Source organism: Dyadobacter sp. CY327 (genome assembly GCF_021390415.1).
Taxonomy (GTDB): Bacteria; Bacteroidota; Bacteroidia; order Cytophagales; family Spirosomataceae; genus Dyadobacter; species Dyadobacter chenhuakuii.
Window position 1 is genome coordinate 104,039 of sequence record NZ_JAJUXJ010000007.1, and the last position, 21,404, is coordinate 125,442.

A 21,404-nucleotide genomic window follows, 5' to 3' on the forward strand; every position below is an offset into this window, starting at 1 on the left:
CTGATTGGTGCGGTTATTACTCATTCTTTTTGCCATCCCGAATCTGGGAAAGTTCCTGCCGGTTCTTTTCGAAGACTTCTTTTTTTAAATCATCTTCAATAAAGGTTTTATTCAACTCCTCTTGCAAGGATGCGAATTCTTCTTTCAGGCTTTCAATTTTGGCTTCCAGCACCATTTTTTTCCGCTCAATCTCTCTGTCTTTCCTTGATACTGCATGGTCACGCAACACAACACCCGTTTGTTCGAGCAGTTGTTGTGCCTCTCTTGCTGATCCCGTAAGTACACCCTCTGGTCCCAGGAACACATCCACGAGATCCAATCCATTATCACTGATCACGAACTCCCGCACCTGATTGGAATGTTTCATCCCACGGGATTTCATTACATACAGACCTCTGTTGCGCTCGCCGTTCATCTCAATGTCGCGGATAAGCAGCCAGGCGTCTACCAGGGAAGAAATACTTTCATCTGTCTGTTCAGAAATGCTATCGTTTAACGAGAGCGCCGTAAACAGGACAGTAGTTTCCTCTGCCTGAAGAAAATCGATCAGCCTAATGAGCACACTTTTTACTTCACTTACGGACCCAACCGTAATCAGGTTCGTTATCGGATCCACGATAACCGTTTTTGGTTTGAACTGTGTGATCAGTTTATTTATCGAAAGCAAATGCATTTCCAGCCCGTTCAATGTGGGGCGGGAAGCATGGAATTTCAACAGGCCATTGTCGATATGACTTTGCAAATCGACGCCTATGGAGCGCATGTTGCGCACGATCTGTTTGGGCGATTCTTCAAAAGCAAAATAAATACAGCGATTGCCGTTCAGGCAGGTTTCGTTAGCAAATGAGCCTGCAATGCTTGTTTTTCCCGTCCCGGCGGTTCCGGATACAAGAATGCTGCTTCCTTCAAAAAAACCTTCTCCGCCCAGCATTCTATTCAATGCCGGAATACCGGATGAAATGCGTTTGCTGGATGCATTGTGGGATAAAGTCAGGGAAGTAACCGGCAAAACGGAAATGCCATCTTCATCAATCAGGAACGGATATTCGTTGGTGCCGTGTACTGAGCCTCTGTATTTGACAATGCGCAGCAAACGTGTTGAAATCTTATTGGCGACACGGTGATCCAGCAAAATCACGCAATCGGACACATATTCTTCCAATCCCTGGCGTGTCAGCGAGCCTTCACCGCGTTCGCCTGTTATAATGGTCGTTACGTTTTTCTCTTTTAGCCATTCAAATAATCTCCGCAACTCGGCGCGTATGATCGCCTCATTGTTCAATCCTGAAAAAAGACTTTCAATGGTGTCTAAAACAACGCGTTTTGCACCAATGCTGTCAATGGCGTGACCTAGTCTGATGAACAGCCCGTCGAGGTCATACTCTCCTGTCTCCTCAATTTCACTTCTTTCGATGTGAACATGGTCCAGTTTGATGAGCTTGTCTTTTTGCATCCGGTCCAGATCGAAACCAAGGGAAGCGACATTGATGCTCAATTCTTCACTTTTTTCCTCAAATGCAACAAACACGCCAGGCTCTCCGAATTGAAGTGCGCCATGGACCAGAAATTCAATAGAAAAAAGTGTTTTGCCGCATCCGGCAGAGCCACAAATCAATGTGGGCCTACCCTGAGGAAGCCCGCCGAGGGTAATTTCATCGAGACCTTTGATGCCTGTTCGTGCCTTCTGCAATGCTGGAAGACCGATTATTGAGTCAGAGGAGTTGGAGTTCATTTGATTAAGCTATTCTGATTTCACTTCGGTTAAATGTGTGTTGGAAGCACATTTACAAATACCGTACCAATTGTTTTTTTGGTTGCACAAAAAACATTAGTAACAATGGTTCGTCTTCACCCAAAGTGCGTATGCTAGGAGAGAAACTGCTCGGTCAATTGAATGCCAAGCTGGTTGAATTCTTCAAATGTGCTGGGCTTGGTAATGAAGCTGTCGGCGCCCGCCTGGTAAGCTTTCTCAATTAACAATGTGTTGGAAGAGGTGGAAATCATCACTACCGGGACAGCAGACAGATCCGCATCTGCGCGGATTGCAGCAATGGTTTCAAGGCCATTCATTTTGGGCATATTCATGTCCATCAGAATAAGTGATGCCTGTTTCCCGGGAAGCTGTTTCATCGCTTTGATCAGCTCCAGGCCGTTTTCAACCTCAATTATTTCGGTGGAGGCGTTGGCTGCCTGGATGGCTTGTCGTAGGAAGAAACGGTCGTCCTGATCGTCATCGGCCAAATAAATCTTCTTTTGTTCCTTCATTTGAAGCTTGTGATTTACAAATATAATTTGAAATATCACATTGCGTAAATCTTCCGCAGCTAATTAAGCTAATAAATGGATAGAATTTGTAAGCCCTTATTTACCAGGGCTTCCGTTTTTGTAATGCTCTACCTTTACAAACATTTCGATGATAGTGGAAACTTCAAGTTTCTCAAAAATCCGTGATTTATACGTGCTGACGGAGCTTCCTGTAATGTTCAGTTGTGTTGCTATTTCCTTCGTCCACTTGCCGTCCAGCAGCAGATCCATCACTTCCAGCTCCCTTTGAGACAGGTTTTCCAGCGGATGTTCACTGTTTGTATTGGCTTCGAAAGTGTGCCGCATGAGTTGTTGCTGCACCACGTCGCTTACATATCTTCCTTTTTCCAGGACGGATAAAATCGCCGTTTTGATGGTTTGTTGCGGTGAGTTTTTGGCAAGAAATCCGTTGGCCCCTGCTTTCAGGTAGTGCATGGCATAAAGTGCTTCGTCCATGCCTGAAAACACCAGGATGCAAACTTTCGGTTGTAATTTCCTGATTCTCGGGATCATGTTGAAACCTTCGCCACCAGGAATGTCAATGTCCAGGATGATGAGATCAATGTGTGTGGACGCGACTTGTGTGAGTGCTTCTTCAAAATTGGATGCTTCCAGAACATTGGCCGAGCCAATGAGGTCGTTGATTAAAAAGCGGGTCGCCAGTCTGACAACTGAGTGGTCTTCTACAAGTAATATTTGTTTCATTCTTGCTGTCAGGTGTTTCAAAGTGAGTATGTGAGCTTGCCTTCCTTTAAAAATAGCAAATCTAATATACAACTTCTTATCAATAGCCAAACATTTGTAGAAATTATTCTAAAACGTACCCATAAACTTTGAGTAGCATTCTTGAATCTTTGCATTATGCCAGTCGACAGCTACCTCCACAATTGCGTTTGTGGAGCGTTTAAAAAAACGTATTAAGTTGATAATGAGCATAACGGTGGGTGTCATACGCATTAAGAGAACACCAGTTTACTTAATCGGCAACAACCACGTCCAACCCTGATTCCATTAACTCTTTTTTTCTTGGAGCATCCAGATCCGGATCCGTGAAGAGACTGTTAACCTGGGATAAGCTGGCAACTTTCATATGACTATCCTTGCCGATTTTGGACGAATCACATAATACAAACACTTGCGAAGCATTGTTAATGAATGCCGATGTGATTGACGATTCATGCTCGCTGTGTGCGGTAAGGCCATTTTGCGCCGAAATTCCATCGATTCCAATGAAAGCTTTGTGCGCGTGGTAACTTTCGATATGCGCGATTGCCTTGTGACCATGAACCGCCTTGCGCGATTTATCGATTTCACCGCCGATCAGGTTCAGGCTGATCGAAGGCGTGTCGATCAGCTCGGCCATGATCGGCAGCGAATTGGTGATGACCTTAATTCCTTTTCTTTTTTTCAGATAGCGGCACATTTTGAAAACCGTGCTGCCGCAATCCATAAATATAATGTCGTTATCGGCCACATAACCAGCGGCGAGCTGAGCAATCTTATCTTTTTTATCTTCGTTATGACCTGCTTTGGCGGCAAAACTGGTTAGTACTAAGCCCTCAATTTTCATTGCGCCGCCGTGCGTACGCAAGAGCAAACCTTCTTCCGCAATGTCGTGAAGATCGCGGCGGATTGTTGCAGGCGACATGCCCAGTTTTTCGGACAATTCAAATACAGATAAGCTGCCAAACTCATCAACCGCAGCCATGATCTTTTTCTTACGCTCCTGGAAATTCATTTCAAAAATTTTCTTTGATCAAAACTAATCATTTTTGATCAAAGAATAGCCATGTCTGGGAACAGAAACAAAGAAGCTTGTGCCTACCGAAGGCGTCGATTCAAACCAGATTTTCCCGTTTTGCGCAGCCAAAAATTCTTGCGTAAGCAGCAAACCCAAGCCGACACCTTTTTCATTTTTGGTGCCGTAAGTCGATTGAACATTCAAGGAAAATAGCACGGCTTGCTTATCCGGCGAAATCCCGATTCCATTGTCGCGAACCGTTATAATACATTCATTGCCGGATATTTCTGATTCAATGCTTACTTGTCCGCCTTCCGGTGTAAATTTTATGGCATTGCCGATCAGGTTCCGGAATACAACCTGCATCATATCACGATCCGCGAAAATTTCGATCGACGGATCGATTTCGTAATTCAGTTTTATATCCTTCCTGATGGCGCTGCTTTTTTCCAGCGATAATGTCGAATTCAGCAGCTCATCCAGGTTCAGCGCCTCCTTTTGAGCTGAAACACCATTCAATTGTGATTTTGACCAATTCAACAACTTGGACAGCAAAGCCATCGTGTCATTTGTAGCATGCAGCAGTTCCCGCTTGATGCCTTGCCGTTCCGTTTCATCCAGATCATACTCAGAAAGCAATTCCAGAAAACTCTGAATGCTGGCCAATGGCCCCCGCACGTCGTGTGCGACGATCGACATCAGCTTGTTCTTTTCAGCATTAATGCGTTCGAGCTCTACATTCTGTTTGAGAATCTGTTGATTTTTCTCTGCTATAAACAGCGATTTCTCCACCGCCGACCGCCTTTCATTTTCATAACTCCGGCGGATATAATCTGTGCAGATATAAGCCAATATGGCCACCACCACATACGAAGACATATGATCCACAAACATTGCGAACCTGTTTGCATACGTATAGGGTACGGTTCCCGGGTAGTAATATTCAAAAACATTCAACGCCAGCACCACCGATATGTTGACCGGGATCCATATTTTGTACTGCTTCGCCGGGCTGATTCCAATGCTCAGCAACAGAAGAAGCAGGAAATACAGATCCGTCGGCCCGCGGAGGCCGGAGTTCAAAAAGTAGTTGACCACAAACAGTAAAAGCCCCACAATGTCGGCGATCAGGATAGAGATGCCAAACCGATGACGGAAACGCGAATTATAATATAAAACGGCAACTGCAACCAGGACTAGAAAGCTGATGAGTGCCACTTTGGGCAAGCCGATGATGTAATTAAATGGAACATTGTAAATCAGCGCAGCTAGGGATATCAGACAAACGGAGTGAAAAATCCGGGCATTTAGAGGGAATTCGTCAGATGACCCAGACAGTTTGATCCAAAAATTGTAAAGCTTGGATTCGGAACGCAAAACAGTAGCTTTATTTAGGTATGATAGGAAGGTATTTATTAGTGTAAATATCACGAATTAATGCGATGTATGCGCAAAGCGCGAAAGAAAATTAATGTGTTAGGCGAAATCCCGAACGCTAATTTTCCATTAGTTACAAATTCCAAAAAACCGGTGACCTGCCCGAGTGTGTGATTTTTCGAATTTGGTTAAGTTTTGTTTTAGTGTTAAACTCGTCCTGATATTCAGCATTGTGCCATACAATGGTCGGTAGTCATGCTAATATGCAAAATTTTATACTCAAAGTCGCTTGTGTATCCCCAAACCTTTAATATTCCTTAACCTCTTTTGAAAAAGTAATGAAACGTAGAGATGCCATTAAAGATTTATCCATGCTTCCGCTTGCAGGGAGTATTATGCTTCCGCAGAAAAAATCAGCTGAAACGGTCTCCCGCAATGCGGATGTAGCTGCGGGCAAGGAGATTTACCAGGCTATTGGTGTGGAGCCGATTATCAACTGTCGCGGAACATTCACCATCATTGGCGGATCCATTGAAAGGCCGGAAGTAAGGGCTGCAATGGATGCCGCAGCACAGGTTTTTGTGCAGTATGATGAGCTGGCATTTGGTGCCGGAAAGCGACTTGCCGAGCTTACCGGTGCGGAGTGGGGCCTGGTTTCGGCCGGTTGTGCCGCAGGGATGAAGCATGTTACGGTTGCATGTGTAACGGGTGGTAATCCCGAAAAGCTCATCCGTGTTCCCAACCTGGCTGGCTTTGATAAAACAGAAGTGATTATCCCAAGATATTCCCGCAATGTTTACGATCATGCGCTGCGCAATGTGGGCGTAACCCTGATCACGGTTGATTCCATCGACGAGCTGTCAAATGCAATCAGCTCGCGGACTGCGATGATATATCTGATGGCTGGCGACGAGTCCATGAGCGGGCCTATGTCGCTGGAAGCGATCTCCAAACTGGCCAAGCCGAAAAATATTCCTGTTATGGTAGACGCAGCTGCAGAGGACCTTACTATTCCGAACGTGCATTTGAAAATGGGCGCGGATGTGGTGATTTATAGCGGCGGAAAGGCCTTATGCGGCCCGCAATGTGCCGGTTTGGTGTTGGGCAGGAAAGATTTGCTCATGTCTGCCTGGCAGGCAAGTGCTCCCCATCACGGTCCCGGTCGCGATAATAAAGTGGGTAGGGAAGAGACGATGGGAATGGTTGCTGCTGTGGAGGCTTGGATTAAAAGAGACCATGCAGGCGAATGGAAAAAATGGCTTTCCTGGCTCGACAACATTTCCAAAAAAGTATCGACCATTGATTCCGTTAAGACAACGGTTGTTGAACCGAAGCAACTCTCGAACCGTACGCCCCAGCTGAGAATTTCGTGGGACCCGGCGAAACTGAATATTACAGGTGAGGAAATCGCAGAACTTTTCGGACGTACAAAACCACGGATCGCCCTGGGTGGCGGAACGCGCGACGGCGCCACATTTGTATCGATCACGACCGGACAAATGCAGCCGGGTGACGATAAGGTGGTTTCAGATCGGCTGTTTGAGGTTTTATCTCAAAAAAGAACGCCGCAAAAAGCGGAGATGACTGCTCCTTCGGTTTCTTTGAAGGGACATTGGGAGGCGGACGTCGAGTTTTTCTCTTCCAAAAGCAAGCAAACGCTCATCATCGAGCAGGATGGCAACTGGCTTGAAGGTTCTCACAAGGGCGAGTTCAGCGTCCGCGAAATGCAGGGAACAGTGGAAGGAAATGAGTTTAAAATGCGCAGTACAGACCGTCAGCCGGGTGATGCCATCACATTTATGTTTTCAGGAACTGTTAAAGACGATGTAATGACAGGCTCTATTTACATGGGCGAATACATGACTGCGAAGTTCACGGCCAAAAAGCAAAAATTCAAAATGAAGCGTGAGAAAATCATGATCCCATCAGGCCCGCCGCTGGCGACCTAGTGCTCGGTTTGTGCTTTTAGTGTGCCTGTGTTTTTATATTAGTATTCCAAAAAAAGAGATCGTTCAGAAGGTTTATCCCTTGGAACGATCTCTTTTTTTTATCAACATGTTTTTATTTCAACATGTTTGCTTACTAAACATTTGCCTACTGAAAATAGCCCAGCGTATCATGCAGTGAAATGTCCTCGTGCGAAGCGTCAAAAACACATTCCCCATTTTTTACAACCAGGAGTTGCGGAGATTCATGCTGTATTTTGAATGTGTTCGCAATGGACAGGGATTCCGTGCGGTTATTGACCACATCCACAATGTAAAGAGGCACATCTATATCTGGAACCGAGCTTACGTCCGATTTCAACTGGCGATAAGCCATCAGGCTCGTCATGCATCGCGGGCTATGTTTGTAAATGATAGCATACTCAGATGACTTGTAAATTCTCTCGACCTCTTCCGTACTATTGATTGTAATCCAATTCATAATTTCAAGCGAAAAATTGACTTTAATTCCGGCAATGTCTCTACAACAACATTAACACCTTTTTTCATTCCCCATCCCGAAAAAAAGCGTTCCAGTTTGGAGGAGGTAGGTTAAAAGTTAGTCTAAAGCTGGGTGCAGCGGCGTATGGATGTAAACATGGTACGCTGTCTTTTTCATGAACATACGCTTGCAATTCTTTTTTGTAAAAAATGTGACCAAATAACCGATCAACGTCTAAAAGGAAAACAAATGAAATAAATATAAACTTATAAGTTGATTTATGAAAATTAGTAATATCTTTGTGATTGTTCGGGACAGCCTCTTTGCGGCAAAATTCCAGAAGGAAGACCGCAATGCGTTCGCGCGAATGTTTGAGCTCTGGAATGATGCCGAATTCCTTGAAGCATTTTTTGAGGAACATAAGCAGGATTTGAACGCCTTCTGGCAGCATGTGACTGTTCAGGAAGCTGTTATCGCGACAATGAATGAAGCCATTTTGTTGGAGCGGAAGTTAGTGGCAGTAGCGCAAACCGGGCTGACAGACGAGAATGAGACGCTTTCCTGCTTGTTCAGGCCATTGCGAAATGGAACAACAAAACTGGAAGAACTGGAGAGAAGCAAGGTGAGAGGTTCGCGGCGGCGTAGTTGGTTGCGAATCTATGCAATCAGGGTGGATGTTAATTTTTTTGTGGTTTCTGGTGGTGCAATTAAGTTGACAAGGACTATGAATGAGCGGAGTCATCTGGTAACGGAATTGGAAAAACTGGAATTTTTGCGGGGTTACCTTGGTGATGCTGAAAATAATGAGTTGGAGATTTTTGAGATGTATTAACCGGAGAAAAATGGAAAAGATCAAAGAAAAACTAAAAAATGCCAAGCAGGACATTACTTGGCTGCCCGAGGCGAAGGCGAGGCAGGAGAATCATGCGTGGCTGCGGATTTCATTTGCGATTGGCGTCAGCGTGCTGAGCGCCTTACGCGAGCGCAAAATGACGCAAAAAGATCTTGCAGAGAATTTGAAATGCTCTCCTCAATATGTCAACAAGATTGTGAAAGGGTCGGAGAATCTTACTTTGGAAACGATTTGCAAGTTAGAGAAAGCGTTATCGATCAAGCTGATCGAAACGCCTTCTCTTCCGCTGATGTCCTGATTTAGCAATACACCCTAAGCTTCCGTGCTAAGCCTGGCGTGATAAAAACAAAGAATGCTCACATAGCCGACAGCTTCTTCGAGCGTTCAAACCTTATTTTTTTATCACCTTAGCGCTTTTGCCGTTCGTAGTGACAGTATACAGGCCGGTTGGAAATTTGCTCATATCCAGGGACATAGTATTCAAATTTTGCTTGGATGTATAAAGCCTTGTTCCTGCTACATTAAATACTTCCACAATTCCCAGCACTTTTTCTGACTCAATGTTCAGCAGATCGGTTACCGGATTAGGGTACGCTTTGATTATGCTGCTTTCTTCAATAATGGTGCTTACAACCCGGGTGAAATTAAACTTCCCATCCAGATCCACTTGTTTGATACGATAGTAGTAAACGCCTGAGGGAAGAAATTCTTCCTGATATGCATAGGCGTTCGTTGCCATCGAATGTCCGGCCGCTGCAACCGTGTTAATGCTTGTGAAAACAACTGCATTTTCACTGCGCTCCAACTCAAAATGGGATGCGTTCGTTTCCTCAGAAGTTGCCCACTGGATCAAAGGTCGGCTGTTTCCTGTGTTGCGGACATTGAAATACTTCCAGGTTACAGGGAGTTTCTTCATAGAGTAGAAGTTGGTTGTGATTATTGTTTAATTTATTTATAAGATTTTTCATGTAAGCGGACATAAGTGTCCTGACTCGCCAGAGTTGATTTTTTGCCCGTCTATCAGGGCTTTGCCTTGGAGAAATGAGAAAATTGCCAGGTGCAAAATAGAGGATGATTCGTAGTTTTTGCCAATCCCCCCGCATTATTTATTAACCGTAAAGACGGCACGTAGCTCTAATTCTACGCCCGGTTTTAAGCCGGAAATCCACTATTTTTGTGGAATGACAAAGATGATCCCACAGAATTTAAGAGAAATAATGATCCATAATGCGCAGGAAGTGCAAAGCGACCTGGCTAAGGATCACCCGCCCGTCGTTAAGCTTCATTCTAAATATGGTAAGGCAATATGGCTATTGTCCGAGTTGGATGCGACTAACAACATTGCATTCGGTTTGTGCGATCTGGGCCAGGGAAAACCAGAATTGAGCTACGTTTCCATCACCGACCTGGAAAGCATCAAACACGCCAGGCTCAAAGTCCCCATGGTCGAAATCGACCCCACTTTCGACGGCAAGTTTCCCATGAGCGTCTACCTGGAAGCTGCAAAACAAAATAAGCGGGTAACGGAAGATGAGGCCTTGCTTGAGGAAGTGGCGAAGCGGATTTCCTGAAACTTCCTATCATCCCGTTTTTCTTGTCCTAGTTCAATGTTTTGCCCTTTCGGGGGGTGGTATCTTTGTGTCAGCAAAAACAAAGAGAACTAAACTTTTTAGAAAACATGGAACATACAATCAACGGGATCCACCACATTACAGCTATAGCTGGTGATGCTAAAAAAAATTATGACTTCTATACAAGGGTTTTAGGTTTGAGGATGGTGAAAAAAACCGTCAACTTCGATGACCCTAATACATATCACTTCTATTATGGCGACAAGGAAGGAACACCGGGTACTATCCTGACATTCTTCCCATGGGGCAGCCAGATTCCTGCTGGTCGCCGGGGAACGCGGCAGGTTACTGAGATCGGTTACTCTGTGCCGGAAGGAAGTCTAGATTTCTGGTTGAAAAGACTGGATGCCAATCACGTTACTTACAACAAAGTGGCCGAAAAATTCGGAGAGCAATACCTGACATTTTTAGATCCGGATGGTTTGAAATTCGAGCTTACTGTGTCCGAAACGGCTGATAACCGAACGCCTTACGAAACCTCGGAAGTGACTGCGGAAAACGCCACACGCGGATTCCACAGCATCACGATCACCAGCAACAAAATCGAAGAAACGGCGAAGATCCTGACAGACATTTTTGGTTATAAACTGCTGGAACAACATGTGAACCGTTACCGCTTTGTGACGGATGCGGTTGAAAATGCGGCGATCGTTGACCTGGTCGAAGTGCCTGGCGAACGCGCCGGTCACGTAGCTGGCGGATCTGTTCACCACGTTGCTTTCCGCGTTGCTAATGATGATATTTTGATGGAGTTCCGTAAAAAAGTGATTGAAGCAGGACATCAGATCACGGATAAAATTGACCGGAATTACTTCTATTCGCTGTATTTCCGCGAGCCAGGCGGTGTGTTGTTTGAAATCGCAAGTGATAATCCTGGGTTTGCAACGGATGAAACGGTTGAGGAATTGGGAACGGGTTTACAGCTTCCCGCTCAATACGAACCCCGCAGGGCTCAGATTGAAAGTGTGCTTCCTAAGTTAGTTTAAGGAATACGTTTTGATTAGCCGGACGCAGTGATATTCAATCTTGTCCGGCTGATTTTCATTTATTTAAATACAACAATATGTATACGCATAGCAAGCAAATAGTAAAGGACGGCGTGGCCATTGAGGATGCAAAAAAAGCGATTGTCATGCTTCATGGCAGGGGTGGATCTGCGGAGGATATCATTTCCCTGAAACGCGTTTTGAATATAGGTGATATGGCCATTTATGCGCCGAAGGCATCCAATAACAGTTGGTATCCGTATAGTTTTATGGCGCCGGAAACAGAAAATCAGCCAGCGCTGGATTCCGCGCTGGATGTTGTTGATCAGGTGGTTAGGGACATTGAGGCGGCGGGTATTTTACCGGGGAACATATACTTTGCAGGTTTTTCGCAGGGTGCATGTCTAACATTGGAATATACCACCAGAAATGCAAAACGTTATGGTGGCATTATTGCCTTTACGGGTGGTTTGATCGGTGAAAAAATCAATGAAGGAAATTATAATGGTGACTTTGCCGGGACTCCCGTTTTTATCGCGACCGGTGATCCGGATCCGCACGTGCCGGTTTCGAGAGTGAAAGAAAGTATTGCGATTTTGGAGCGGATGAATGCATTTGTGACGTTTGCCATTTATCCTGGGCGCCAGCACACGATTTCTTCACCAGAAATCCAGTTGGCTAATAAGCATGTTTTGAATGCATCAATTTGAGCACAAGCTAAATAAGAAAGTCATGAAAAACAGTATTTTGCATAAAGCCGATTCCCGTTTTGTGGCGGATCACGGCTGGCTTAAAAGTGCCCAGACATTCAGTTTTCACGATCATTATGATCCGCAGCGCATCCAGTTCGGGGCTTTGCGAGTCCTTAATGATGACATTGTAAATGGTGGAAAGGGTTTTGGCAGGCATCCGCATGATAATATGGAAATCATTTCGATTCCGCTGGAAGGCACATTGGAGCATCAGGACAGCATGGGCAATATGGCTGTGATCAATCCGGGTGAGATTCAGGCTATGAGCGCGGGGACGGGCATCTATCATACCGAATTCAATAAGCATCCCGACGAGCCTGTGACATTTTTGCAGATTTGGCTTTACCCCGATCAATTGAATGTTGCCCCGCGGTATGATCAGCTGGATTATAGCAAAGGCGATAAGCACAATAAGTTTTTGCAGATCCTTTCACCAGATCCGGGCGATGCAGGCGTATGTATCCAGCAGCAGTCGTGGTTCCACATTGGCGAACTGGATAAGGGTTTCGGAACCAGATATTCGTTGAAAAAAGCGGGAAACGGACTCTATGTATTTGTGATCAAAGGCAATGTTCATGTCAACGGCGAGGCGTTGGAGCGGCGGGATGGATATGGCTTGTGGCCGGAAGCAGATGTGGACATTACAGCAACAAGCGACGCAGAGGTGCTTTTAATGGAAATTCCTGAAAAGTGGTGAAATGAAGTCTGGCGCAATGCAGCCTGATTAAACCAATTGCCTGATTAATACTGATCCAACAGGACTAAACCCAAAACAAAATGGCAAATATAAATATTCTCGTTCTGGCTGATCATGCGGAGATCCTGGAAACCATGATCCGCCTGATCAACAAAAACGATCAGTGGAATGGAACGGGCGTGAACAGTTTGGATGAAGCCAGGATGGCTTTTGAGATAAATAAATTTGATTTAGTACTTTTAGGCGTCGGCGTGGATGGGGAAGCAGAATCGCAAATTTTGCGCTTATGCGAGACGGTTGCGCCTCAAACGGTATGTATGCGGCATTATGGAGGCGGAAGCGGCTTGCTTTACTCCGAAATCAAGCACGCGCTGACACAGCGTTAAATCGAAAAATTGAAGCATGTTTGAAAAAATAAATGATTACGCGTTGCGGTGCATGACGTTCGCACCTGAGGATCTCGAATATTTTGATTCTTTGCTTCATTTTAAAAAATACCCCAAAAAAAGCTTTCTGTTACAGGAAGGGGAAATATGCCAATTCGAAGCCTACATTCTGAAAGGCTGCATACGGACCTATCACATAGACAATTCGGGTACAGAAGTTACATTGCAGTTTGCGGTTGAAGATTGGTGGGTGAGTGACATTACCAGCTTCCAGAACCAGACACCCGGACTGGTTTACATTGAAACGCTTGAAGATTGCGAACTGCTTATACTCACGCCCGAAACCAAGGATAAGCTGCTGGCCAAAGTGCCCGGCTTTGAACGGATGTTCCGGTTGATGGTGCAGCGAAACCTGGCTCAGTTGCAGGAGCGTCTTTTCAGAACCATTTCAACCACTGCTGTTGAAAAATACCTGGACTTTCTTAACCGTTACCCCGCCATTCCACAACGTGTTGCCCAGCACTACATCGCGTCCTACCTGGGTTTTTCTCCTGAATTTCTAAGTAAAGTGCGTAAAAAGCTAAGCGAAAAATAGGTGCAGCTGGTAGTCACTTCTTTATTTATATGTATACGGCGCAAAAAGCTCCACAAATTTATTGGTTAGCACAAATCCAAAAGTGCTTTTGGCTGTTTTTTCGGCCCATTCCGGCAGTGGAACAATAGTTGATGAATGCCTGACATAACCAAATACAAACAAGTCATGGCAAGTAATTCAGCAGTAGTAGACATACTTAATGATTTAATCCTGATTAATAACGACCGCGTTGAAGGATATAAAAAGTCAACTGACGAGACAGACAGCTCGGACACAGATCTAAGATCACTATATTCCAACCTGGCAGACCATAGCCGTGAAATTGCTTCCGAACTTAAAAGAGAGGTTACAGCGTTAGGCGGTGAGCCTGCGACAGGCACTATGGTTTCGGGTAAATTATACAGAACCTGGATGGAGGTAAAATCAGCATTCAGCAGCGATGGCAGAAAAACATCACTCGAAAATTCGGAATTCGGGGAAGATGCTGCGCAAAAGGCCTATGAAACGGCCCTGGCATCTGATGAGTTAACGCCGGATTTGAGATCATTAATAACAAGACAAAAAGCAATCCTGAAAGACGGGCATGACACAATCAAACGTCTTCGTGATTCAGCTAGAATGTCCCAATAGCCATTCATCATCAACGAACTAAAAAAGGACCGATGCAAATCGGCCCTTTTTTTATGCATAATCTTCAAATGAATTACTGTGGTTTCTTCACAGATTCATCATCATGCTTGCTACTGGTAGAATCAGCATTCAGGTTGGATTGGTTGGATGGGTAGCCGAGGCTGTCATCCTGGTTATCTTCACCCACGCCTGTTGCTGCGCGACTTGCGGCTCCGCTGCTGTCGTTAGGCGTTGTTTCTGACTTGCTTCCTGAACCTTCGCTTCCTTTTTCGGAGTCGTTCACTGTTCCGCAAGAAGCAAGTGACATGCAGATGGCAAAGGCGGACATGGTAATGATTGATTTTAACGCTTTCATACTTGGTCTTTTGTTTAGTTGGATGTTATAAGCTTATGCTAAGACATTAGTCTTCTGTTAAAATATTTATTTAGATTAACATAATGATGGGTGGCCATCAGGAAAGCCGGATCAGCAGCCCTTCGTCCCCGCCCAAAGTAATGATATCTTCAACCTGCATGCCGATGCGTTCAATTTCTGTTCCGAGGATAACCGTACCCGAGTAAGGTTCTTGTCTGGGTTTGAAATAGGCAGGCCTGTGACTCAGATTCAAAACAATCAGAAATCTTTCATTGCCCGATTCGCGCAGATAAGAGATCAGTTGCTGGTCCGCATAAACAGGCCTGTAAGATCCGACATTCAGCGCTGCATGTTCTTTGCGGAGGCTGATCAGTTTCCGATAAAAATACAGTTTGGAATACGCATCCTCTTTTTGCTTCTCAACATTGACCCGTCCGGAGTTGAATGGCAATCTCAGCCATGGCTTGTAAGTTGAAAAACCTGCGTTGATCTCGCCGCTCCATTGCATAGGTGTGCGGGCGGGATCGCGGCTGATATTCAGATCGGGCATATTCAGGCCTTGCGGGTCTACAATTTCGTTCATTGGAATCGCCACATCGCGCATTCCGATTTCATCTCCGTAATATATAGTAGGCGTCCCGCGCAATGTCAGCAGCAAGAGCGCGGCGACTTTTGCCTGCTCACGGCCAACGCGGCTGGATATTCTGGGTTTGTCATGATTTCCCAGCACCCAGTTTGGCCACCCTTCGGCTGGTAATGCGCCTTCATATTGATCAATCGCCATAGCAATTGCAGGCGCATCCCAAGGCAATGTGAGTAACTGGAAATTGAATGGCAAGTGAGCACCCTTGTTGTCCTGCCCATAATAGGTAACCAGCTTGTGAATCGGCAGATAAATTTCACCGATCAGCACGCGATCGTCGTATTCGTCCGTAACAGCGCGCATCATGCGTACAATTTCGTGCACCTCGGGCTGGTCCGTGGAATAAACGGGTGTGTAGTGGTCGTAAATCAGATCGTTCGGGTCAAATGTTGAACCTGGGAACGGCGGATTATCGCGCAGCTGCTCGTCCTTAATCATATGCCACATGACATCCACCCGGAAACCGTCAATCCCTTTGTCCAGCCAAAAGCGCATTACATTCATCATGGCCTCCTGCACTTGCGGGTTGCGCCAGTTTAGGTCAGGTTGTTCTTTCAAAAAAGCGTGGTAATAATATTGCTGGGTAACTTCGTCCCATTCCCAGGCATGTCCGCCAAAAACGCTCAGCCAGTTGTTAGGCAGCCCGCCATCGGCTTTCCCGTCGTGCCAGATATACCAGTCGCGTTTGGGATTGTCCTTGGAAGATCTGCTTTCCAGGAACCAGGGATGCTGGTCCGATGTGTGGTTTGGGACCAGGTCCAGAAGCAGCTTCATGCCCCGGTTGTGGACTTCGCCGAGCAGTTTATCAAAATCTTCCATTGTCCCGAAAAGCGGGTGTATACCTTGATAATCTGATATATCGTAACCGAAATCGGCCATTGGCGAAGAAAATATCGGCGAGAGCCAGACGCAATCAACACCCAGCCATTGTAAATAGTCGAGCCTGCTGATAATGCCTTGCAGATCACCAACACCATCACCGTTTGAATCCTGAAAAGACCTTGGATAGATCTGGTAGATAACGCCATTTTGCCACCAGAAATGCTGTGACTTTACAGATGGTTGTGTTATTCCTTGCTCCATAATTGTGGGTTTTGATCATTCAAAAGCCTTTAGACGTAAAAAATCGAGCCTACAAGAATGGTAAGAGCGATCGTAGCGACAAGTCAGTTGCATCATTCCTACAATGAAATGTATTAATGAATGTTGTGGCACAGTTTTTAGATCGCCGGGGTATCTTTTAAGATCTGTTAACCAAAACGAGTATTCAAATGGAGCAAATAACAACACAGGAAAAAGACGCTTTCTTCAAAGTTGCGGAGGGCGTTTGGGGGTTGACGGACATTATGGTGAATGTATATGTTGTCCAAAATAAGGAGGATCAGTCCTGGGTCCTGATAGATGCCGGGCTTAAATCTGCCTATCCAAAAATCAAGAAAATGGTAAGCCAGCTTTTTGGGGAAAGAGCGAAGCCGGCGGCAATTGTGCTTACGCACGGTCATTTCGATCATGTTGGGTCTCTGAAAAAACTGGCGGAAGAGTGGGACGTGCCCGTTTATGCACATTATTTGGAATTGCCTTATCTCAGGGGAAAATCCAGCTATCCACCACCGGATTCCAGCGTAGGCGGCGGGCTTATGGCTTATATGGCTGACCTTTATTCGTCAAGTCCGATTGACTTGCAGGGTCGGGTAAGCGAGTTCCCGGGCATAACGGCCGACATTCCCTTCATGCCCGAATGGAAATACATTCATACGCCCGGGCATGCACCCGGACACGTAAGTTTCTGGCGCGAAAAAGACAAAGTGCTGATAGCGGGCGATGCTGTGGTAACAACCAAACAGGAGTCGGCAACGGCGGTTTTGTTACAAAAGAAAATCTTAAGTGGTCCTCCAAAATATTTCACCTGCAACTGGCTGAAAGCAGAAGATTCGGTAGACCAGCTTGCCTCGTTACTGCCTAATGTGCTTGCGACGGGCCATGGCAAACCGATGTACGGAAAGGAAATGCAACAGCAGCTGCTGGAACTTGCCTATTACTTCGAAGAGAAAGCGGTGCCAAGCACAGGCCGTTATGTAATGAGCCCTGCCATTACGGATAGCGAAGGAATTGTGTCTGTGCCGAAAGAAACTGCTGAACCTTATCAAGTACTGTTTACAGTTGGGGCAGTTGCCGCAGCGGCGGCGCTTGGCTGGGCTTTGTTTTCAAAATATAAGGTTCGGAAGAGCTATTAAACAAAAGCAAAGAGTATAGCTTAGCGTCTAAAACTTATTTCATAACGTCAGGTACAGAAACGATCGTCATGTGCTATGCCAGCAACGAATCTGCCATGCCAGCATGGAAACGACATTTTCTGACCTGACGTTATGTAGAAATGTGTGCCCTCTGTCAACAACTTTATATACTTAATTCCATAGTTCACCTGTTAACTTTTCCATGCCAGCCAGGGTTGCTGACAGGAATGATTTTTTACGTCCATTTTCTTAATTCGTAAGGATTAAAGTGAAAGTAAATAAGTACTATCATAAAAATGGATCAAAGAGAGATTTACCTAGTAGACGATTCGGCGGATCATAGATATCTTGTCCGGACAATCTTTAACAAATTTCTTCCCAATTATCATGTGCGTTTTTTCCAAGGCGGTAGTGAATTATATCAATTTCTGATCCTGCAATCCTCCCCGGACTACGCTGGAAGACTTCCCGCGCTAATCATACTTGACCAGCAAATGCCAGCCATCAGTGGGCTCGAAGTGCTGAAACTACTCCGCCGGACACCGGACAATGCAAAAACGAAATGGAAAACCATGCCGATCGTTATCCTCAGCAGTGACGATTCAAATGACATTATCAGTAAATGTTACATGGCAGGCGCTAACTCGTTTTTTTTGAAACCACTCGAGTTCGAAGAACTGCGTTACATGTTGGAAACGATCTGTCACTATTGGATGGATTACAACAAGCTTCCACAGATCAGCCAGCCAAAGATTGAACAGAAGCCAACGACACTGGATCACGATGAATAACGCATTTGTTACCGCGTAATAATACCTGGTGGCCTGCCATTTAATAAGTGTAAAACCGTTTGATAACACAAATACCGGATTTATGGCTCAATTTCGGTTATTTTGAACGTCACTCAAAACTATCAGAACCGTGGAAAGTAATAGAGAGATCGGCGCGACGATCATATTATTTGGAATGATAATTTTCTGGATCTTTTCCACTATCCGGAAAAATCACAGAGCAAAACAAAAGCAAAAAATCCTACGTGAAGGCATTGAAGCAAATGCAACGGTCCTCAACATTAAACCGACCGGCGAGTATTTGAACAATTTACCCGAATACCAGATGAAAGTAAAAATCCAGCATCCGAAAGGCACGGACTTCGTTGCAGAAGTAACAGAAACATTGTCCTACTCCAAATACGATGCGATGAAACAAGGCAGCCAGGTGCTGGTAAAATACGACCCGGAATATTACAAACGGGTGATCTTTTTACAAACTGCCTGACACCTATACAAAAATTAACAATCACACACCTATTCGCAATTTATTGCGGTTCTTTCAAGGCAACTTCCGGTCATCGGCGGTTGCCTTTATTTTTTTCTGTAAGCAGCGATTTTTGCGTATAATTCGTTGGGCGTGAAAGGCTTGCTAATGTAGTCGTTCATGCCTACTTTGAAGGCAATATCCTTAATGTCCAGCATAGCCGAGGCTGTAAGCGCAATGATAGGAAGCTGCGCATATTTCGGGTCGGGCAAATACCGGATCTTAGCTGTGGCTTCGTAGCCGTCCATTTCGGGCATTTGCAAATCCATCAAAACGAGATCATAGTCATTCTGCTGCACGATTTCACAAGCGATAAGTCCGTTTTCGGCCACGTCGTAATCTATTTCCCATTGCTTCATGAAGTTTTTCATCAGGAAAATGTTCACCGCATTGTCTTCAACGATCAGCACTTTCATGCCTTTCAGGCTCTTAATATCCGTAACGGAGTGGCTGGTTTGGGCCGGAATCTGTTTTTTACTTCGTTTAAATGTAAGGCTGAAATAAAAGGCCGAACCTTCTCCTGGTTTGCTGCGCAGGTTAATGGTGCTCTTCTGCAATTCCAGCAGTCTTTTTGTTATCGTAAGGCCAAGGCCCGAGCCTCCGTATTTTCTGGTCGTATCCGAAGTTGCCTGCGTGAAGCTGTCAAAGATGTTATCCAGCTTTTCAGGCGGAATTCCGATTCCGGTATCTTTTATTTCAAAGTCAATGGTTACAGAATCCGGATCACGCTTTGCTATGGAAGCAGAGATTGTGACTTTGCCAAATTCGGTAAACTTCACAGCATTGCTTACCAGATTGGTTAGGATCTGGCCCAGGCGAACTGGGTCGCCTATTACATTGAGGTTAAGTGCCTCATCCACATTCAATTCAAGTGAGATCCCTTTTTCGTCGGCTCTTTGGATACTGCCGGAACGGATGTTTTCGAGTAATACGAGAATGTTAAAATCGACCTCCTCAAACTCAATTTTTCCGGCTTCTATCTTGCTGAAATCCAGGATATCATTGATAAGCACCAGCAGGTTTTCAGCCGAAAATTTCAGAATGTTCAGATATTCCATCTGCTCCGGCTTCGGATCGTGTTGAAGCAGCAAATGCGTAAAACCGATCACTGCGTTCATAGGTGTCCGTATCTCATGGCTCATCGTGGACAAAAACTGGGATTTCGCCACAGCCGCCATCTCTGCCTGTTCCTTCGCTTTGATCAGTTCCTGCTCATTTTTCTTTTGCGCATCAATATCCATAATGGCGCCGTAAAGCTTCACGACACGCCCGGTATGGTCGGCAAACGGCTTTCCTATGGCATGGATAAACTTGATCTTACCATCCGGAAGCACAATCCGCAGGTCAAAGCTCGCCGGGTTCAGGTTATTTACAGCATCCTTGATATGCGAAATGTATAAGTGCATATCATCCGGATGGATCATTTTAGAAAAAAGCTCCGTATTCGGGCCCGTGGAATTGGGTTCGAGGCCAAAGATGCGGAATGCTTCATCGGACCAGTAATTCTGGTTGGTAACCAGGTCCGCTTCCCAACTTCCGCTGTGTGTAAGTTGTTGGGATTCAGCAAGCATGGCTTCATTCCGCCTGATTAATTCTTCCGCATTTTTCCTGTGACTGATGTCGTGCCATACCACCAGGAGCACCATCTTATCATCAACATGGACCGGATTCAACGTCACTTCTACCGGAAACTCATCGCCATCCAGGCGCCTATGGATCCATTCGAAGCGGTTGTAACCCGTTTCGTGCGCTATGCGGTCCATTTCCAATGATTTTTCGTCAGAGCGCCTTCCGTCCGGCTGGAATTCAGGTGAAAATTTCGCGGGATGAATTGAGAGCAGCTCGCTCTTGTCCTTGCATCGCAGCATTGTTACGGCTGCTTTGTTGCAGTCTATGACGCCCTGGCTGTCAATCAGTAAATGAGCATCCGTTGAACGTTCAAAAACTACGCTCAGCTTTTCCCGCAGCGAATAGCGTTCGTGAATATCCGTGATGGAACCCACCATTCGCACCGGTTTTCCATCGATAAACTTGGCATTTCCGCAACATTCGAAATAGCGGTAACCTTTAAATTTTGTGCGCAGCCTGACCTGCACATTGTAGGGGATATTTTGTTCGAGCTGGGCATTGATTGCCATTCTCACAATTACCCGGTCGTCGGGATGGACGAGCATTTCTGTGAAATTCTCGTAACCCGGCGTGATTTCATCTGGCTGATATTCAAGAAGTTCGAAAAGCCGATCTGACCAAGTCTGCTTATTTGTTTCAAAATCCCAATCCCATATTCCGGCATTTATACCGGAAATCACCATTTCCAAAGACTCGATTGTAAACACTGAACTCATTAGCTAACCTGTTCCAATATTCATCTAAATTAAGATAATTTATATTGCAATGTTACTGTTTGGAAGGTGAATTTGTAAAACTAGTTGGGCGATTTTTAGCCTGCTGCTTTTAAGCAATGTGCAGTATAAAA

23 protein-coding genes are annotated in these 21,404 nt (G+C 45.3%); 13 read left to right on the forward strand and 10 right to left on the reverse strand.

Going from position 1 to position 21,404, the window contains the following annotated elements:
- Nucleotides 1-16 precede the first annotated feature (16 nt).
- The 5 genes from kaiC to LZG74_RS16660 form a co-directional block, all read right to left on the reverse strand.
- Nucleotides 17-1,732: a circadian clock protein KaiC gene (gene kaiC, locus LZG74_RS16640; RefSeq protein ID WP_233797661.1), complete on the reverse strand. Its 1,716-nt coding sequence runs from the start codon at nucleotides 1,730-1,732 to the stop codon at nucleotides 17-19.
- A gap of 134 nt (nucleotides 1,733-1,866) precedes the next feature.
- A complete protein-coding gene (locus LZG74_RS16645; protein ID WP_233797662.1) occupies nucleotides 1,867-2,265 on the reverse strand; it encodes a response regulator in 399 nt (132 codons plus the stop codon).
- 96 nt (nucleotides 2,266-2,361) lie between these two features.
- The gene (locus tag LZG74_RS16650; RefSeq protein ID WP_233797663.1) at nucleotides 2,362-3,009 is read right to left on the reverse strand and encodes a response regulator transcription factor; all 648 of its coding nucleotides are present in this window, start codon (nucleotides 3,007-3,009) and stop codon (nucleotides 2,362-2,364) included.
- Between the two features lie 271 nt (nucleotides 3,010-3,280).
- Nucleotides 3,281-4,042 carry a DeoR/GlpR family DNA-binding transcription regulator gene (locus LZG74_RS16655; protein ID WP_233797664.1) on the reverse strand — a complete coding sequence of 254 codons (762 nt, stop codon included), beginning with the start codon at nucleotides 4,040-4,042 and terminating at the stop codon, nucleotides 3,281-3,283.
- A 24-nt stretch (nucleotides 4,043-4,066) separates the two neighbouring features.
- A complete protein-coding gene (locus LZG74_RS16660) occupies nucleotides 4,067-5,422 on the reverse strand; it encodes a sensor histidine kinase KdpD (RefSeq protein WP_233797665.1) in 1,356 nt (451 codons plus the stop codon).
- A 338-nt stretch (nucleotides 5,423-5,760) separates the two neighbouring features.
- Between LZG74_RS16660 and LZG74_RS16665 the strand changes: the two genes are divergently transcribed.
- A complete protein-coding gene (locus LZG74_RS16665; protein ID WP_233797666.1) occupies nucleotides 5,761-7,371 on the forward strand; it encodes an aminotransferase class V-fold PLP-dependent enzyme in 1,611 nt (536 codons plus the stop codon).
- 145 nt (nucleotides 7,372-7,516) lie between these two features.
- Here the strand turns inward: LZG74_RS16665 and ytxJ are convergent, their stop codons facing one another.
- Nucleotides 7,517-7,849, reverse strand: a complete 333-nt coding sequence (gene ytxJ / locus LZG74_RS16670; RefSeq protein WP_233797667.1) for a bacillithiol system redox-active protein YtxJ — start codon at nucleotides 7,847-7,849, stop codon at nucleotides 7,517-7,519.
- Between the two features lie 280 nt (nucleotides 7,850-8,129).
- Between ytxJ and LZG74_RS16675 the strand changes: the two genes are divergently transcribed.
- Together LZG74_RS16675 and LZG74_RS16680 are read left to right on the forward strand one after the other, a co-directional pair.
- Entirely contained in the window at nucleotides 8,130-8,681 is a 552-nt protein-coding gene (locus LZG74_RS16675; protein ID WP_233797668.1) for a hypothetical protein, read from the forward strand.
- 10 nt (nucleotides 8,682-8,691) lie between these two features.
- Nucleotides 8,692-9,000, forward strand: coding sequence for a helix-turn-helix transcriptional regulator (locus LZG74_RS16680; RefSeq protein ID WP_233797669.1), 309 nt, complete (start codon nucleotides 8,692-8,694; stop codon nucleotides 8,998-9,000).
- A gap of 93 nt (nucleotides 9,001-9,093) precedes the next feature.
- Here LZG74_RS16680 and LZG74_RS16685 read toward each other — a convergent pair whose 3' ends face one another.
- Nucleotides 9,094-9,618 (reverse strand): T9SS type A sorting domain-containing protein, encoded by a 525-nt coding sequence (locus LZG74_RS16685; RefSeq protein WP_233797670.1) that lies wholly within the window; start codon nucleotides 9,616-9,618, stop codon nucleotides 9,094-9,096.
- Between the two features lie 265 nt (nucleotides 9,619-9,883).
- On the opposite strand from LZG74_RS16685, the gene LZG74_RS16690 reads away from it, so the two are divergent.
- From LZG74_RS16690 to LZG74_RS16720, 7 genes are all read left to right on the forward strand, one after another.
- A complete protein-coding gene (locus LZG74_RS16690; protein WP_233797671.1) occupies nucleotides 9,884-10,273 on the forward strand; it encodes a DUF2958 domain-containing protein in 390 nt (129 codons plus the stop codon).
- A gap of 107 nt (nucleotides 10,274-10,380) precedes the next feature.
- Nucleotides 10,381-11,319: a ring-cleaving dioxygenase gene (locus LZG74_RS16695; protein ID WP_233797672.1), complete on the forward strand. Its 939-nt coding sequence runs from the start codon at nucleotides 10,381-10,383 to the stop codon at nucleotides 11,317-11,319.
- A 77-nt stretch (nucleotides 11,320-11,396) separates the two neighbouring features.
- Nucleotides 11,397-12,029, forward strand: coding sequence for an alpha/beta hydrolase (locus LZG74_RS16700; RefSeq protein ID WP_233797673.1), 633 nt, complete (start codon nucleotides 11,397-11,399; stop codon nucleotides 12,027-12,029).
- 22 nt (nucleotides 12,030-12,051) lie between these two features.
- Nucleotides 12,052-12,768: a pirin family protein gene (locus tag LZG74_RS16705; protein WP_233797674.1), complete on the forward strand. Its 717-nt coding sequence runs from the start codon at nucleotides 12,052-12,054 to the stop codon at nucleotides 12,766-12,768.
- 80 nt (nucleotides 12,769-12,848) lie between these two features.
- On the forward strand, nucleotides 12,849-13,154 hold the full coding sequence (locus tag LZG74_RS16710; protein ID WP_233797675.1) for a response regulator receiver protein: 306 nt from the start codon (nucleotides 12,849-12,851) through the stop codon (nucleotides 13,152-13,154).
- Between the two features lie 16 nt (nucleotides 13,155-13,170).
- Nucleotides 13,171-13,749, forward strand: a complete 579-nt coding sequence (locus LZG74_RS16715) for a Crp/Fnr family transcriptional regulator (RefSeq protein ID WP_233797676.1) — start codon at nucleotides 13,171-13,173, stop codon at nucleotides 13,747-13,749.
- Nucleotides 13,750-13,914: 165 nt separating this feature from the next.
- A complete protein-coding gene (locus LZG74_RS16720) occupies nucleotides 13,915-14,379 on the forward strand; it encodes a PA2169 family four-helix-bundle protein (RefSeq protein WP_233797677.1) in 465 nt (154 codons plus the stop codon).
- A 73-nt stretch (nucleotides 14,380-14,452) separates the two neighbouring features.
- Here LZG74_RS16720 and LZG74_RS16725 read toward each other — a convergent pair whose 3' ends face one another.
- Entirely contained in the window at nucleotides 14,453-14,734 is a 282-nt protein-coding gene (locus LZG74_RS16725; protein ID WP_233797678.1) for a hypothetical protein, read from the reverse strand.
- A 97-nt stretch (nucleotides 14,735-14,831) separates the two neighbouring features.
- Nucleotides 14,832-16,460, reverse strand: a complete 1,629-nt coding sequence (locus tag LZG74_RS16730) for an alpha-amylase family glycosyl hydrolase (protein ID WP_233797679.1) — start codon at nucleotides 16,458-16,460, stop codon at nucleotides 14,832-14,834.
- A gap of 188 nt (nucleotides 16,461-16,648) precedes the next feature.
- Here LZG74_RS16730 and LZG74_RS16735 point away from each other — a divergent pair, with 188 nt between their 5' ends.
- From LZG74_RS16735 to LZG74_RS16745, 3 genes are all read left to right on the forward strand, one after another.
- On the forward strand, nucleotides 16,649-17,611 hold the full coding sequence (locus LZG74_RS16735; protein ID WP_233797680.1) for an MBL fold metallo-hydrolase: 963 nt from the start codon (nucleotides 16,649-16,651) through the stop codon (nucleotides 17,609-17,611).
- A 296-nt stretch (nucleotides 17,612-17,907) separates the two neighbouring features.
- Nucleotides 17,908-18,402, forward strand: coding sequence for a response regulator (locus LZG74_RS16740; protein WP_233797681.1), 495 nt, complete (start codon nucleotides 17,908-17,910; stop codon nucleotides 18,400-18,402).
- A 130-nt stretch (nucleotides 18,403-18,532) separates the two neighbouring features.
- Nucleotides 18,533-18,889, forward strand: coding sequence for a hypothetical protein (locus LZG74_RS16745; protein ID WP_233797682.1), 357 nt, complete (start codon nucleotides 18,533-18,535; stop codon nucleotides 18,887-18,889).
- 86 nt (nucleotides 18,890-18,975) lie between these two features.
- Here LZG74_RS16745 and LZG74_RS16750 read toward each other — a convergent pair whose 3' ends face one another.
- Nucleotides 18,976-21,273 carry a PAS domain-containing protein gene (locus tag LZG74_RS16750; protein ID WP_233797683.1) on the reverse strand — a complete coding sequence of 766 codons (2,298 nt, stop codon included), beginning with the start codon at nucleotides 21,271-21,273 and terminating at the stop codon, nucleotides 18,976-18,978.
- Between the last annotated feature and the right edge of the window lie 131 nt (nucleotides 21,274-21,404).

Coding starts and splice junctions, on each gene's coding strand:
- kaiC (WP_233797661.1), bottom strand. CDS start 1,732: ATGAACTCCAACTCCTCTGACTCAATAATCGGTCTTCCAGCATTGCAG.
- LZG74_RS16645 (WP_233797662.1), bottom strand. CDS start 2,265: ATGAAGGAACAAAAGAAGATTTATTTGGCCGATGACGATCAGGACGAC.
- LZG74_RS16650 (WP_233797663.1), bottom strand. CDS start 3,009: ATGAAACAAATATTACTTGTAGAAGACCACTCAGTTGTCAGACTGGCG.
- LZG74_RS16655 (WP_233797664.1), bottom strand. CDS start 4,042: ATGAATTTCCAGGAGCGTAAGAAAAAGATCATGGCTGCGGTTGATGAG.
- LZG74_RS16665 (WP_233797666.1), top strand. CDS start 5,761: ATGAAACGTAGAGATGCCATTAAAGATTTATCCATGCTTCCGCTTGCA.
- ytxJ (WP_233797667.1), bottom strand. CDS start 7,849: ATGAATTGGATTACAATCAATAGTACGGAAGAGGTCGAGAGAATTTAC.
- LZG74_RS16675 (WP_233797668.1), top strand. CDS start 8,130: ATGAAAATTAGTAATATCTTTGTGATTGTTCGGGACAGCCTCTTTGCG.
- LZG74_RS16680 (WP_233797669.1), top strand. CDS start 8,692: ATGGAAAAGATCAAAGAAAAACTAAAAAATGCCAAGCAGGACATTACT.
- LZG74_RS16685 (WP_233797670.1), bottom strand. CDS start 9,618: ATGAAGAAACTCCCTGTAACCTGGAAGTATTTCAATGTCCGCAACACA.
- LZG74_RS16690 (WP_233797671.1), top strand. CDS start 9,884: ATGACAAAGATGATCCCACAGAATTTAAGAGAAATAATGATCCATAAT.
- LZG74_RS16695 (WP_233797672.1), top strand. CDS start 10,381: ATGGAACATACAATCAACGGGATCCACCACATTACAGCTATAGCTGGT.
- LZG74_RS16700 (WP_233797673.1), top strand. CDS start 11,397: ATGTATACGCATAGCAAGCAAATAGTAAAGGACGGCGTGGCCATTGAG.
- LZG74_RS16705 (WP_233797674.1), top strand. CDS start 12,052: ATGAAAAACAGTATTTTGCATAAAGCCGATTCCCGTTTTGTGGCGGAT.
- LZG74_RS16710 (WP_233797675.1), top strand. CDS start 12,849: ATGGCAAATATAAATATTCTCGTTCTGGCTGATCATGCGGAGATCCTG.
- LZG74_RS16715 (WP_233797676.1), top strand. CDS start 13,171: ATGTTTGAAAAAATAAATGATTACGCGTTGCGGTGCATGACGTTCGCA.
- LZG74_RS16720 (WP_233797677.1), top strand. CDS start 13,915: ATGGCAAGTAATTCAGCAGTAGTAGACATACTTAATGATTTAATCCTG.
- LZG74_RS16725 (WP_233797678.1), bottom strand. CDS start 14,734: ATGAAAGCGTTAAAATCAATCATTACCATGTCCGCCTTTGCCATCTGC.
- LZG74_RS16730 (WP_233797679.1), bottom strand. CDS start 16,460: ATGGAGCAAGGAATAACACAACCATCTGTAAAGTCACAGCATTTCTGG.
- LZG74_RS16735 (WP_233797680.1), top strand. CDS start 16,649: ATGGAGCAAATAACAACACAGGAAAAAGACGCTTTCTTCAAAGTTGCG.
- LZG74_RS16740 (WP_233797681.1), top strand. CDS start 17,908: ATGGATCAAAGAGAGATTTACCTAGTAGACGATTCGGCGGATCATAGA.
- LZG74_RS16750 (WP_233797683.1), bottom strand. CDS start 21,273: ATGAGTTCAGTGTTTACAATCGAGTCTTTGGAAATGGTGATTTCCGGT.